At 69.0% G+C, this 13,556-nt stretch carries 11 protein-coding genes; 5 read left to right on the top strand and 6 right to left on the bottom strand.

Annotated features, from left to right (window positions below):
• Position 1 precedes the first annotated feature (1 nt).
• Positions 2–736, bottom strand: a complete 735-nt coding sequence (locus H2Q94_RS25085; protein ID WP_243789628.1) for an alpha/beta hydrolase — start codon at positions 734–736, stop codon at positions 2–4.
• Positions 737–801: 65 nt separating this feature from the next.
• Between H2Q94_RS25085 and H2Q94_RS25080 the strand changes: the two genes are divergently transcribed.
• A complete protein-coding gene (locus H2Q94_RS25080; protein ID WP_243789627.1) occupies positions 802–2,079 on the top strand; it encodes an SAM-dependent methyltransferase in 1,278 nt (425 codons plus the stop codon).
• Positions 2,076–2,894 (top strand): DUF1295 domain-containing protein, encoded by an 819-nt coding sequence (locus H2Q94_RS25075; protein WP_243789626.1) that lies wholly within the window; start codon positions 2,076–2,078, stop codon positions 2,892–2,894. The genes H2Q94_RS25080 and H2Q94_RS25075 overlap by 4 nt, the downstream gene beginning before the upstream one ends.
• A gap of 158 nt (positions 2,895–3,052) precedes the next feature.
• On the opposite strand, the gene H2Q94_RS25070 is transcribed toward H2Q94_RS25075, so the two are convergent.
• The 5 genes from H2Q94_RS25070 to H2Q94_RS25050 form a co-directional block, all read right to left on the bottom strand.
• Positions 3,053–4,303, bottom strand: a complete 1,251-nt coding sequence (locus H2Q94_RS25070; RefSeq protein WP_243789625.1) for an amidohydrolase — start codon at positions 4,301–4,303, stop codon at positions 3,053–3,055.
• Between the two features lie 327 nt (positions 4,304–4,630).
• Positions 4,631–5,668 carry a family 2 encapsulin nanocompartment cargo protein polyprenyl transferase gene (locus H2Q94_RS25065; RefSeq protein WP_243789624.1) on the bottom strand — a complete coding sequence of 346 codons (1,038 nt, stop codon included), beginning with the start codon at positions 5,666–5,668 and terminating at the stop codon, positions 4,631–4,633.
• Positions 5,669–5,683: 15 nt separating this feature from the next.
• A complete protein-coding gene (locus H2Q94_RS25060) occupies positions 5,684–7,096 on the bottom strand; it encodes a family 2B encapsulin nanocompartment shell protein (protein WP_243789623.1) in 1,413 nt (470 codons plus the stop codon).
• Between the two features lie 58 nt (positions 7,097–7,154).
• Positions 7,155–9,320 carry a terpene synthase family protein gene (locus tag H2Q94_RS25055; protein ID WP_243789622.1) on the bottom strand — a complete coding sequence of 722 codons (2,166 nt, stop codon included), beginning with the start codon at positions 9,318–9,320 and terminating at the stop codon, positions 7,155–7,157.
• A gap of 6 nt (positions 9,321–9,326) precedes the next feature.
• Positions 9,327–10,733 (bottom strand): family 2B encapsulin nanocompartment shell protein, encoded by a 1,407-nt coding sequence (locus tag H2Q94_RS25050; RefSeq protein ID WP_243789621.1) that lies wholly within the window; start codon positions 10,731–10,733, stop codon positions 9,327–9,329.
• Positions 10,734–11,467: 734 nt separating this feature from the next.
• Between H2Q94_RS25050 and H2Q94_RS25045 the strand changes: the two genes are divergently transcribed.
• From H2Q94_RS25045 to H2Q94_RS25035, 3 genes are all read left to right on the top strand, one after another.
• A complete protein-coding gene (locus H2Q94_RS25045) occupies positions 11,468–11,740 on the top strand; it encodes a helix-turn-helix domain-containing protein (RefSeq protein WP_243789620.1) in 273 nt (90 codons plus the stop codon).
• Between the two features lie 587 nt (positions 11,741–12,327).
• Positions 12,328–13,089 carry a TNT domain-containing protein gene (locus H2Q94_RS25040; protein ID WP_243789619.1) on the top strand — a complete coding sequence of 254 codons (762 nt, stop codon included), beginning with the start codon at positions 12,328–12,330 and terminating at the stop codon, positions 13,087–13,089.
• Between the two features lie 4 nt (positions 13,090–13,093).
• Positions 13,094–13,327 (top strand): hypothetical protein, encoded by a 234-nt coding sequence (locus tag H2Q94_RS25035; RefSeq protein ID WP_243789618.1) that lies wholly within the window; start codon positions 13,094–13,096, stop codon positions 13,325–13,327.
• Positions 13,328–13,556: the final 229 nt, after the last annotated feature.

Raw genomic sequence — 13,556 nt, 5'->3', positions numbered from 1 at the left:
GCTACTCCTTGCTCTCAGTGGCCAGTGCTCGCGTGAAACGCCTGGTCAACGCTTCCCATTCGGTCCAGCGGCGCAGCATGGCGTGGCCCGCGCCGGGCACCCGCACGTAAGTCATCGACGGCGGCCGCGGCAGCTGCAGCGCGCGGCGGACGTAGTCGGCGGAGTACGCGGGCGAGGTGATCCGGTCGAGGTCCCCGTGCGCGATGAGCACGTGCTTGCCCGCGAGCTGCTCGAGCGGTTCGTCCGGTTCCACCCAGGGCGCCAAGCCGCACACGCCGCGCACCGCCTCGTCACCGGCCAGGCGCAGCGCGACTCGGCCGCCCAGGGAGTGACCGACCAGCACGACTTGAGCCGCCGGACGTTCGGTTTTGATGCGGTCCAGCGCCCAACGCGCGTCGGTGAGCGCGTCCAGCGTGGGTTCGTTCCACCCGCGCACCCTGTTGCGCAGCAACCACACCTGGGTGGCGCTGTCCACGGTAGCTCCGCGCAGCGAATGGGCCATCACGTGCATCCGCTGGTAGGCGAGGTGGTAGCGGCGCACCGGATCATGGCTGGTGGCCCGGCCGCCGTGCAGGACCAGCACGATGGTCCGAGGCGTGTCCGCGCGGGAGCGCAGGACCTGCACCGCGGGTCGCGGTGGGAGCTGTCCGGCCGGGTCGCCGGGCCGCTGCTGGGTGTCCATGCCCGGCATTCGGATCTCGACCTCATCCGGACTGGCGAATGTGAGTCGGATCACTAACACCGATCCGTCGGCGCCGGTGCTCCGAATGCGGGATGTCGGCGACCGAGGAAGGGGTTCGTGTGTCGGTACTGCGAAAGCGTCGAGGTGCGGCGGACCGGATCGAACGTGCGGTGCGCGACCTCATCGGCATCTCGCTGCCGGTGGGGCTGACGGCGTGGGACGGCAGCACCGCCGGTCCGGCCGGTGCGCCTCGGGTCGTGTTGCGCAACCGGCGGGCGTTGCGGCACGTGCTGTTCAGCCCAGGTGAGCTGGGGCTCGCGCGGGCCTACGTCAGTGGCGATCTGGACGTGACGGGCGACCTCGCGGAGGGCCTGCGCCGGTGCTGGGCGGCGTTCCGCGGGCGCGGCGGGCGGGTGCGGTTCGGACCCGCGCAGTGGCGGCGGATGCTGCTCGAAGCCTTCGCTCTCGGAGCGGTCGGCCCGCGACCGGCGCCGCCCGCCGGGGAGGCGAAGCTCAGCGGCAAGCTGCACAGCCGCGCCCGCGACCGGAAGGTGATCGCGCACCACTACGACACCGGAAACGAGTTCTACGAACTGCTGCTGGACGAGCACATGGCCTACTCGTCCGGGTACTGGATCGGCCAGGGCGACGACTACGGCCTCGCCGAAGCGCAGCGCGACAAGCTGGACCTGATCTGCCGGAAACTAGGACTCGCCGACGGGATGCGGCTGCTCGACGTGGGGTGCGGCTGGGGTTCGCTGATCCTCTACGCCGCCCGGACCTACGGGGTGCGGGCCACCGGTGTGACGCTGTCCGCGCAGCAAGCCGCGCACATCCGGCGGCGCGTCGAGGAACTGGGCCTGCAGGGGCAGGTCGAAGTGCGGCTGCAGGACTACCGGGAGATCGACGATCAGCCCTTCGAAGCGGTGGCATCGATCGAGATGGGCGAGCACGTCGGCGAGAGCCGGTACCCCGAGTACGCGGCGACACTGCACCGGCTGCTGCGGCCCGGGGGCAGACTGCTGATCCAGCAGATGTCGCGGGCGGGCAACGCTCCCGGCGGTGGCGCGTTCATCGAGGCCTACATCGCCGCGGACATGAGCATGGTCCCCGTGGGCCGCACCCTCGGGCGCCTGGAGCAGGCCGGCCTGGAGATCCGCGACGTGCAGGCGATGCGCGAGCACTACACGCGCACCGTCGCGGAGTGGGCGCGGACGCTGGACGAGAACTGGGAGCGGGCGGTCGCGCTCATCGGGCCTGAGCAGGCTCGGATCTGGCGGCTGTACCTGGCGGGCGGCGGGCTCGCGTTCGAGGAGAACCGCATGGGCGTCGACCAGATCCTCGCTATGAAGACCACAGTGGACGGAGCCGGTTCGCTGGAAGGGAGTGTTCGATGAACGTGTTCCTCGCAGCCCCGGTCGCGGCACTGGCCACGGTGCTGCTCATCTTCGGCATCGCCCGGTTGCGGGGACGCTACGACACCATCGACTCGGTGTGGGGCGCCGGTTTCGCGGTGATCGCCGTGGTGAGCGCGCTCGTCGGCACCGGCTCGGCCCTGGCGTGGACGGTCGCGGCGCTCACCGCGGTGTGGGGCGTGCGGCTCTCCGCACACCTGCACCGGCGGAACTCGGGGAAGCCGGAGGACCGCCGGTACCAGGACATGGCGAGCCGTTATGGCGACCGGGCCTGGCCGCTGATGTTCCTGCGCGTGTACCTCGTGCAAGGCGTGGTGCTGTGGTTCGTGTCGTTGCCGGTGCAGGCCGCCCAGGCCGTTGATGTGCGGGGACTCGGTCCGCTGGGCTGGGCCGGGATTCTGGTGTGGGTCGGCGGCTTCGTGTTCGAAACCGTCGGCGACGCGCAGCTGAGCCGCTTCCGCGCCGACCCCGCCAACTCGGGAGAGGTCCTCGACACCGGGTTGTGGCGCTACACCCGGCACCCGAACTACTTCGGCGACGCCTGCGTGTGGTGGGGCCTGTACCTGCTGGCGTGCGAAACCGGGCTCGGGGCGGTGACGGTGCTCTCGCCGCTGCTGATGACGTGGCTGCTGGCCAGGGGGACGGGGAAACCACTGCTGGAGCGCGGTCTTCGCGAACGACGGCCCGGCTATGCGGCCTACGTCGAGCGCACCAGCGGCTTCCTCCCCTCCCGCCGCGTCGGTGAGTCGCTCGGTCGGTGCGGGTTGCGGCGGCGAGGTGGTGCAGGGCTTGGGTGACGAGCGCCCATCCCACTGCGCCGGTGAGCCGCCCGGTCGGTGCGGGTTGCGGCGGCGAGGGTCTTCGCCCTGGCCGCCGCGGCGGTGAGCCGCCCGGTCACCACTGGGGCGATGTAGGGCTGCGGTGACGAGCGTCCTCGCCCCGGCCACCGAGCCGATCAGCCGCCGAGGTGGTGCAGGGCCGCGATGACGAGGGTCTTCACTCCGGCCGACAGCGTCGGGTGCAGATCCGGGGCGAACTGCGGCGAGTGGTTCGACGGGATGTCCTGATCGACCGTGCCCGCCTCGGAAGCCGTGACGAAGCGTTGCTCGTCGGTGCCTCCGACGAACCAGAACACCGACGGAGCTCCGCTGGCAACGCTGAACTCGCCGAAGTCCTCGCTGCCGGTGACGATCGGCCCCGGATGAACCCGCTGCTCCCCGAAGACCTCGCGGAATCGGGTGCTCAGCGACTCGGTGGCGGCCTCGTCGTTGACCGTCGGCGCGTACGACTCGACCACGGTGACCTCCGGGTCGCGGGCGGCTCCGGCGGCGTTCGCCTCCGCGCGTACGACGCGCCGCACCGCGTCGAGCACGCGCTGCCGGACCGGTTCGGTGAACGACCTGATGCTCAGCTGCAGCTCGGCCTCGTCGGGGATCACGTTGGCCTTGCTTCCCGCGTTCAGCGCCCCGACGGTGACGACCGCGGAATCCGTCGCGGCGACCTCGCGGGACACGATCGTCTGCAACCGCAGCACCGTGGCGGCGGCCATCACCACCGGATCGACCGTCGTCTCCGGTCGCGAACCGTGGCCGCCGCGGCCGAACATCCGGACGTGAACGGTGTCGCTGGCGGACATCGTGAGACCCGGGCGGGTGAACACGTGGCCCGCCGGCATCGGGCCGATGTGCTGGCCGAGCACCACGTCCGGCGTGCCGAACCGGTCGAACAACCCGTCCTCGATCATGGTGCGGGCGCCGCTGCCGCGTTCCTCCGCCGGCTGCAAGACGAAAAGTATCGTGCCCGCCCAGTTCTCCCGTCGGCCGCCGAGAACTTCCGCTGCGCCGAGCAGCCAGGTGACATGCATGTCGTGGCCGCACGCGTGCGCCACAGGTACCTGCTCCCCGGATTCGTCCGTGACGACCTGGGTGCTGGCGTAGTCGAGGCCCGTCTGCTCGCGCACCGGTAGCGCGTCCATGTCGGCGCGCAGCAGCACGGTGGGGCCATCGCCGTTGCGCAGCACGCCGACCACTCCGGTTCGTCCCACCCCGGTGGTGACCTCGCAGCCTGCGGCGCGCAAGGCACGGGCGCCGATGTCGGCGGTGCGGTGCTCGGCGAACCCGAGCTCCGGGTGGCGGTGCAGATCCAGGTAACGGCGTTCCAGTTCGGGGAGCGCCGCGTCCAGTTCGGAGAACGAGCCCGATGCCATGAACTCTCCTGTCGATTTCGCTGCTCAGCAGACGGCGCACAGCCTGTCGCGGACCACACCGCCCCGCGACCCGGACCCGCTCACCTCGGCCGGGCGCACGGGGCGGATGGAGTGAACGGACCGTTCGTCCAATCCGATGGGACGAACGGTCCGCTCACTCCATCCCAACGCACGGCACCGACCATCACATCCGGGAGTGTCGGCGCAACGCCAGCCCCTGACTTTCAGGATTCCGTGGAGTGAACGGACCGTTCGTCCAACTAGATGGGACGAACGGTCCGTTCACTCACTCCGCGCGGCCTGCGCGCACGGCGTCGACGTTCTTCCTCAGTGCTGTCGCCGGGTGAGCATGTGCGTGAGGTCGGTGAGCTCCGTGGCCGGCCCTGATTCCGGGGCGGCGGCGCTGAGGTGGTGCAGCGCCTCGGCTTCCAGCGTGCCGATGTGGGTGCGACTCCAATCCCTGGCTCCCGAGTCGGACACCAACCGCGCGGCCCGGACGGCATCCTGCTCGGACATGTCGCGCCCGTCGGCGTAGAGCTCCGCCAACTCGCGGCCCGCTGCGGTGCCGGAGTTCAACGCCGCCACCACGGGCAGCGACTTCTTCCGGTTCTGCAGATCCGAGTGCACCGGCTTCCCGGTCACCGCCGGATCACCCCAGATGCCCAGCACGTCGTCGACCAGCTGGAACGCCAAGCCGAGGCGGAACCCGAAGCGGCGCAGGTGCTCGACGCGTTCCTCGTCCGCCTCGCCGAAGGACGCGCCGAGGGCGCAACTGGCGCCGAGCAACGCACCGGTCTTCGACCCGACCATCGTGAGGCATTCCGGCAGGGCCACGTCCGATCGCCGCTCGAACGCCATGTCCGAGCTCTGGCCGTCCACCAGGTCCAGCACGGTGGCGTTGAGCTCCTTCAACCCCGCCATCGCCGCCGGATGCCCGCTGCTGGTGAGCACCTCCGCCGCGAGCGTCAGCAACGCGTCACCCGCGAGGATCGCCGGTCCCGCGCCGAACACGCTCCACGCCGTCGGCCGGTGCCGCCGCGTCAGGTCACCGTCCATCACGTCGTCGTGCAGCAACGAGAAGTTGTGCACCAGCTCCACGGCGACCGCCGCGGGCAGCACCTGCTGCGGATCCGCTCCGACGGCACGTCCGGCCAGCAGCACCAGCGTCGGCCGGATCGCCTTGCCTTGGTCTTCGTTCACCGGGGCGCCGTTCGCGTCCCGCCAGCCGAAGTGGTGACCGACGATGCGCTGCATCGACTCGGGTAGCGAACCGACGGCGGCGCGCAGCGCGGGATCCAGGTAGTTCCGGCCCGTGCGCAGCGTCTCTGCCACCGTTCGTCGCGCCTGGCCCACTTGTGCGGTCATCTCCGCCGGTCTCCTTCAACGAGTGGTTTCGACGTGTTCGAGCACCCCGAGTGCGTCGGGGACCAGCACCGCGGCCGAGTAGTACGTGCTGACCAGGTAGGACACCACGGCGTGCTCGTCCATCCCCATGAACCGCACGTTGAGGCCGGGTTCGTACTCGTCGGGGATGCCGGTTTGGCGCAGCCCGACCACTCCGTGATCCTCGGCGCCGGTGCGCATCGCCAGAATCGAACTCGTTCCGGACTCACTGACGGGGATCTTGTTGTTGGGCAGGATCGGCACCCCGCGCCATCCGGTGACTCGCGTGCCCTCGACCTGCACCGTCTCCGGCAGCACTCCCCGGCGGCTGCATTCCCTGCCGAACGCGGCGATCGCCTGCGGATGGGCCAGGAACAACCGGGTCTTGCGGCGTTTGGAGAGGAGTTCGTCGAGGTCGTCGGGGGTGGGTGGGCCGGTTCGGGTGTGGATGCGTTGGGAGAGGTCGGCGTTGTGGAGGAGTCCGAAGTCGGGGTTGTTGATGAGGTCGTGTTCTTGGCGTTCGCGGAGTGCTTCGATGGTGAGGCGCAGTTGCTGCTCGGTCTGGTCCATCGGCGTGCTGTAGAGGTCGGAAACGCGGGTGTGCACCCGCAGCACGGCTTGCGCGACGGCGAGCTCGTATTCACGGGGCGCGGTCTCGTAGTCGACGAAGGTGCCGCCGAGCGCAGCTTCCCCGGTGTGTCCGGAGTGGATGCCGATCTCCGCTTCACCGTGCTTGTTCTGCGATTTCACCGGCCGCGAGCGAACTTCGTCCAGGTGCGCGCGCAACTTCTCGGATCGGGACGCGGTCTGCTCGATCACGTCGCCACGCAGTTCGAGCACGGTGCAGGGGGTGACCGTTTTGACGGTGAACTTCCACTCGCCGCCCTGGACGAGCAGACCGGAACCCGCGTGGTCACCGTCGGCGAGCAGGCCGAGCACCGCGTCATCGCCGTACTCGCCGACGGTCAGCTTGTGCGCTTTGCCGTGCGCCAGCAGCAGAATCCGGTCCAGCGGAGTTCCCGCCTCGGCCAGTACCTCACCGGCTTCGTACTCGCGTTGCACGAATCGGTCGGCGAGCGCACCGAGCACATCGGCGTCGTCGAAGGCCTGCAGCGCCGGAAGTTCCCGGAGTTCTTGCGGCACCACTCGCACTTCTCGCCCCGTGCTGACGAAGGTGACGCGCCCGTCGCCGAGGGTGTAGGTGAGGCGCCGGTTCACCCGGTAGGTGCCCGAGCTCGCCTCCACCCACGGCAGGGTTCGTTGCAGCCAGCGGGACGTGATGCCCTGCATCTGCGGCGGGGTCTTGGTCGTCGTCGACAGGTTCCGTGCCGCCGCGGTGCCCAGGCTCAGTGCGGGGCGAGCGCCGGAACCCGCGTCGGTCGGGTCCTCGGTGTTGGTCTCGCGGGTCATGCAGTCACCATTCCCGTTGTCGTTACTGGAAGAACCGGACCTGCCAGGGTCCGGGAAATTAGCCGGGAGCCCGGCGCAGGAAGCGCTGGTGCGCAAGTGCCGGACGGCCGAGCGCCCGGCGGGCGCGGCGCGGACGATCGCCGTTGCCCGCATAGCGGCCGGTGAGCGAGAGCCACCGCAGTTCGCCCGCCATCCACTGCTGCATTCCGCGCACGTAGCGCTCCAGCCGGTCGAATGACACGAGGTCGAGCTCGAATTCCGCGCTCACCGCCGGAACTTCCCGGTGCGCGATCGACTCGAACCGCCGCAGGCGTGCGGTGCACATGTCATCGACGATCGCCACCGTCTGGTGCGGTTCGCAGCTGAGGAAGGTTGCCACCGCGGTCACCGTGTCCGGTATCGGCCGGGCACCCGAATGCCCGGCGCGGAACCGGAAGAGGTCCTGGCGCAAGCCGCCTACCTCGGCGAACGTTCTCGCCAACGCGCGCATCGGTGGTGTGGCGAACAACTCTGCGGGGACCCCCGGAGCGTGCCGATGGCGCAGCAGCGCTGCGGTGAGTTCGCCACCGCAGCTGCGGCGCCGCGACGCCAGCAGTTCCAGCGGATCCACGATCTCCGCGGTTCGCAGCTCCGCCGCCCGGAGTTCGAGCATTTCCATCAGCCGCACCGTGATCTCCCTGCGCGGGCGAGGTTCGAGGCTCGTGACGGTGCGGTGCCACACGTCGGAAAGCGCCTGTTCCCACGGAGCACGCGGTGTTTCCGCGTCCCGATGCAGCAGCGTGGAGAGCCGGTTCAGGAACTCCGTTTCGCCGTCCCGCGCGACGGAGCCGATCAGGTGATCGTCGGCGTACCACGCCCACACCTGCCGGTCCGTGGCCAGCGCCAACTCCGCTTCGTCCGCATCCGGCACGGTCAGCGCGCCCAGCAGCGCGTAGTCGGCGGCATCGAAACCGGTGGGCGTCCACTGCCGCGCCTGTTGGCCCTGCTCGCCGTCGGTACGCAGCAACCCGTGGTCCCCTGCCCAAGCCAGGGTGTGCCGCCGGGCGTCCTCGAGTCCTGGATTCGGGTGGGTGTCGAAGGGCATGAAGGGATCCGGCAGCCGCAACCGGTTCGCCGCGCCTTGGCGGGCGACCGGTTTTCGCGGCACCGCCTCTGCCGCCGCGTCCGGCCGCCACGCCAGCAGGCCGGCCAGCCAATCCCGCAGGCCCTGCACGTAGCGGAGCACCGCGTCGCGCTGCGCCGCGTCCCGGCAGTCGGCGAGCAACGTGGGCAGTTCGGTGGTGGTGAGCTCATCGAACCGCTGTGCCCGCCGCGCCCGCAGATCGTCGAGCATGCCCACGGCCAGCGAACGGGACTGCCCGAAATGCCGTTGCAGCACGACGACGCTGTCGGACAGCGCGGTCCGGGAACTCTCCAGCGCGGGGCCGGACGGGGCGCGCAGCAGCGCCAGATCGCAGAAGGCGTTGTGCACCAAGCGAAACGCCGTGCCACCGGTGACCTCGACCGGTAGATTCGTGCGCAGTCCGTACGCCACCAGCTGTGCCGCCCACGGTCCCGGACCGGTCTCTCGGCCCAGTTCCACGTGGTCGATCGGATTGGGCACCCGGGACACCGCCGAACCGGCCGATTCCGCCGCTTGCCCACGCAGCAGGTCGATCAGCGCGGTATCGAGCTGCCACCGCCACGCCGGCGCGACCCGTGCGCGCAGGTCGCACAGGCCACGCTCGACCGGATCAGCGGCGTCCCCGGTAGCACCTCCGCCCGGTGGACCGGCCGGAATCGCCCGCAGCTCCGCCACGTAGCGTTCGACCACCGTCCCCTGGCGGTGTCGCCGCAGGTGGTGGCGAACCGCGTCCACCCACACCCCGAAGCAGGCGATCAGCGCCAGCTCCGGCCCCGGCACGTCGGGATGTGTCCAGGCGGCGAGCAGCACCTGATCCCGGATGCCGGATGCGGGTACCCCCGGACCGGTGGAGCCCACCGATTCCGGAGCCTGCCGCCCTGCGGAGCACCGGGCCGAATCCGGTGCGTCAACAGGCCAGGACGACGGGGAGCCGGCGATCCCCGCCGTCGAACTTCGAAGCGGACCGGATAAGTCCACATCGGACACGAGCAGGCCTTGGTCGCGCACCCACCGCACGGTGTTCGCGTACGCACGATCCACGTGCGGGTTCAGCCGCGCGCCGCACGGCCCGCCGGCACCCGCGATCTCCAAGGCCCGCACGCCGGATCAGCCCTCGCGACCGATCTCGACGTGCTCCAGCACGCCGAGCGCGTCGGGGACCAGCACCGCGGCCGAGTAGTACGTGCTGACCAGGTACGAGATCACGGCGCTCTCGTTGATGCCCATGAACCGCACCGACAGCCCCGGCTGGTACTCGTCGGGGATACCGGTCTGGTGCAGGCCGACCACGCCCTGGTTCTGCTCGCCCGCCCGCAGCAGCAGGATCGAGCTGGTGCGAGTCTCCGACACCCCGATCTTGTTGCACGGCAACAGCGGAACGCCGCGCCACGCAGGGATCTGATGCCCCTGGAAGTCCACGTTCTGCGGGTAGAGGCCGCGCTTGCTGCATTCGCGGCCGAACGCGGCGATCGCGCGCGGGTGGGCCAGGAAGAAGCTCGGCTCCTTCCACACCGTGGAGAGGAGTTCGTCGAGGTCGTCGGGGGTGGGTGGGCCGGTTCGGGTGTGGATGCGTTGGGAGAGGTCGGCGTTGTGGAGGAGTCCGAAGTCGGGGTTGTTGATGAGGTCGTGTTCTTGGCGTTCGCGGAGTGCTTCGATGGTGAGGCGCAGTTGCTGCTCGGTCTGGTTCATCGGCTGGTTGTAGAGATCCGCGACCCTGCTGTGCACCCGCAGCACCGTTTGCGCCACGCTCAGCTCGTACTCGCGGGGGGCGAGCTGGTAGTCCACGTAAGTCCCGGCGAGCGGGTGCTCCCCGGCGTGTCCGGAGTGGATGTCGATCTCGGCTTCACCGTGGTCGTTCTGCGCTTTGCCGGGGGTGGCCCGCACCTGGTCGAGGTGCTCTCGCAGCGGCGCGGCGGCGTTGAGTTCCTGCAGGCTCTGGTGCCGCAGCGCCAGCAACGTGCCCGAGGTGACGGCCTTGATCGTGTGCTTCCAGGTGTCGTCGGTCGACAGCAGTGCGCCATCGCCGAAGTAGTCGCCGTTGGCGAGCACGCCGAGTACCGCGTCATCGCCGTACTCACCGCGTCCGAGTTTGTTCACTTTGCCGTGCGCCAGCAGGAAAACCTGGTCCACGGGGCTGCCCTCTTCGACGATGACGTCGCCGGGCTCGAAGTTCTGCTGCACGAAACGATCCGCGAGCGCGCCGAGCGCCGACTCGTCGTCGAATCCCCGCAGCAGCGGCAGTTCGCGCAGCTCCTGGGGGATGACACGGACGTCCGCGCCGGTGTTGGTGAAGGTCACCCGCCCATCGCCCAGGGTGTAGGTGAGCCTGCGGTTGACCCGGTAGGTCCCGCCCGTCGCCTGGGTCCACGGCAGCATCCGCAGCAGCCAGCGGGAGGTGATGCCCTGCATCTGCGGTGGGGTCTTGGTCGTTGTCGCGAGGTTGCGCGCTGCCGCCGTCCCCAAGCTCAGCTGCGGCTGCTCGTTCTCGTCGACACCCGAATCCGCCACGGTCACGACGTACCACCTAATCTTTCGTACGAGGTCAGGGAAACAGCGCCGAATGCGCCGGTGAAGCGGGATGCACCCGGCCGGCCGGGCTCCGTCGCCCGTCGATCCGGGAGCGCACGACCACTGCTCCGAGCCGGGAGGGGCCGCGACGCGGAACTGGCCGACAATGGCTCGAACCGATATGAACCGGTCCGAGTCGAACTGGTTTTGGGTGAATGGATAGAGGCCGACGTGGATACTGAACATCGGCGAAATCCCTGCTCATTTCCTGGCGGGAGAGACGCTAGCACCGCCAGATGGAGTCGTACAGTCACCCGAAGGTGCCAAACCTGACTGTGCCGTTTGCTCGCCGTAGCGGAATCTGCGTGGACCCACGATTCGAGTTTTGCGGCCACTAAAAGTAGTTGTCGCCGTAATCAATTCATCGTTCTTTGGTCTTTCTGGAACCGCTGCCCGGGATTGTGCGCGGATCGGTTCGTTCCGTGTGTGGCCGCTGCTCCGATCGAGGGTCATGTGGAGGTGTTCGGTGAGAACCGGTTGCGGAGTGGTTGGATCGATGCAGTACCGTTCAGCGGTTGAATCCGACTTGGGCGAGTCGAATTCGGCCACATTGAAATGGTCTCGGGCTCGGTGTGTTCCGGGGTTGCCGGCCGGACGTGGTGCGGGGACCTCGAAGTGGTCCCGCATCGGTGTCGCGCATGCGTCCGCTGGGTCGGCTGGGGGTGAAGGAGGGTGACCGGATGCGATGGAATCTGCGGCTGGCTGCGGCCAATCGCGGTATATGGAAGGCGGGTGACCTGCAGCGCAGACTCGCCGAACGGGGCATGGTGATCTCGGCGGGCAAGATGTCGGCGCTGTGGTCCGGCCAGCCCGGCAGCGTCAAGCTCAACGACTTGGACGTGCTCTGCGTCGTCCTCGGCTGCGGGGTGGATGAGCTGCTCATTCCGCAGCCCGAGCGAGTTCGCGGCGCCGTCGACCGTGTGGCGGAATCGGAGCATTCCGATCCGATGTGATTGATCCGCGTATCCCGCGGGTGTGTCGTGCGCGAAATAGCCGTTCCGGTCAAAACAAGGAAAGGGCAAGAGCGGGGCGAAATCAGTGAGGTTGATCACGAGGTCGTTTTGAGAAGGGTTCGGCGTCGTCGGTGAAGGCTTCACCATGCGTGGTCTTCCGGGGTTTCGGGTGTGCTCCGGTTCGCCTGACGGCGGTCGCCGAATCGGGCGGAGCCCGAATTCGGATGTCCGCAGCGGGGTTTTCTGCCGCGATTGTGCGATGTTGACCGGGACGTGGACGCGTGCCCCGGTGAGATCGGCTCGGCAACGGGTGGGTTTCATCAAGACGGCGTCGAATCATCAGGGCAAGCGTCGTCCAAATAGGACCAATTGTGTTCGGTGGTGCGCGCCTGGGGTCGGTGTTCCTCGTGCCGGCACCAGGATGCACGTGAGGGCGATCCAGGTGCGGAGAGTCAGTGTCCGTTTCAAGATCCACCTGATCGGGTCGATCACTTGGATCAATCGGGTTCGGTTCGCTCCGGAGTATTCCGTGCGGGGCCGTCCGGCGGCTATCAGTGGATCAATCGCTGCGATCAAAGGGAGTTCCGATGCTGGGGTTCGGACGGGCGAACAAGCGCCCCGCCGAGAACGCGCGTTCCGCGCCGTCACGGACGCGCGGCGGAAACCGCGGCGTTCGGGTGCTGATGGCACTGAGCGTCGGGCTGTCGGCGGTGCTGATCCCGGTCGTTCCGGCCCCGTTCGGGCCGGCGCAGACCGCCTCGGCGCAGCCGTCGAGCTCCGGGCCGCACGTGCCGTGTTCCGGCGTGCACGACGGGGACGAGCGCTGGGGTCCCGAGCACCTGCCCCGGCCGTGGCAAGAGCCGGTCGGTCCATTGCTGGACGGCTACTCGCGCAGCGGAGACCTCGCCCCCGCCGAGTTCCTCGACACGTATTGGGATCCGGCCGCGAACAGCTGGAAATACCCGCCGCAGGACGGTTTCGACGTGCGACCGGACGGCAGTCCCGACAAGGAACCCGAGCTGCTGGAGGTCGGTGACGACCTGGACCGCTTCGGCTCCGAGTACGGTTCCTTCCTCGCCCCGGCCGGAGACGATTACGCCGAGCGCTCGCTGCCACCGCAGAGCCTCACCACCCGCGAAGCCGACTTCCCATGCGGCTACCACCGGTACGAGGTGGCCCGCCCGTTCACCGTGTGGGAAGGCCCGATCGCACCTTGGTTCGCGCAGCCCGGCGGCGGAACCCAGATCCTGCTCGATTCCGCGTTCCTCCAGCCGGACGAGGGGCAGCGGCTGAACGTCCGGTGGCTGCTTTCCAACGGATACCTCAAACCCGCGGACGATCTACGGTAGGCGGATGGATCGCCGCGAACTGTTCACCCTGCTGCGTGGGTCCGGTGTCGCCGAGAGCGAGCTGTGGATCGAAGGTGTGCACGAGCCCCGCACGCCGCCCACGGAATTCCTGTTCCTGCGCAAGGGCGAAAACGGCTGGGACACCGGCGTCGCCGAACGCGGCGTCTGGCACGTGATCACCTCATCCCCCGACGAAGACACAGCCTGCGCCCGCCTCCTACGCCTAGCCCAACCCTGACCCCCGGAGCAGCCAGTGGAGTGAACGGACCGTTCGTCCAGTCAGACTGGGCGAACGGTCCGTCCACTCCGAACCCCGCTCCCGCCGCCGCCCCATGCCATGCGTCGGCGCGACATCCGCCAGGCGCCGCCGCGCCGGCATCAATCGGAGTGAACGGACCGTTCATCTCATCGGATTGGACGAACGGTCCGTTCACTCCCAAAGCTCCCCGTGCACGTCGGGCGTGTGC

The organism is Saccharopolyspora gloriosae, assembly GCF_022828475.1.
Taxonomy (GTDB): Bacteria; Actinomycetota; Actinomycetes; order Mycobacteriales; family Pseudonocardiaceae; genus Saccharopolyspora_C; species Saccharopolyspora_C gloriosae_A.
This window is presented reverse-complemented; position numbering and strand designations above follow the sequence as displayed.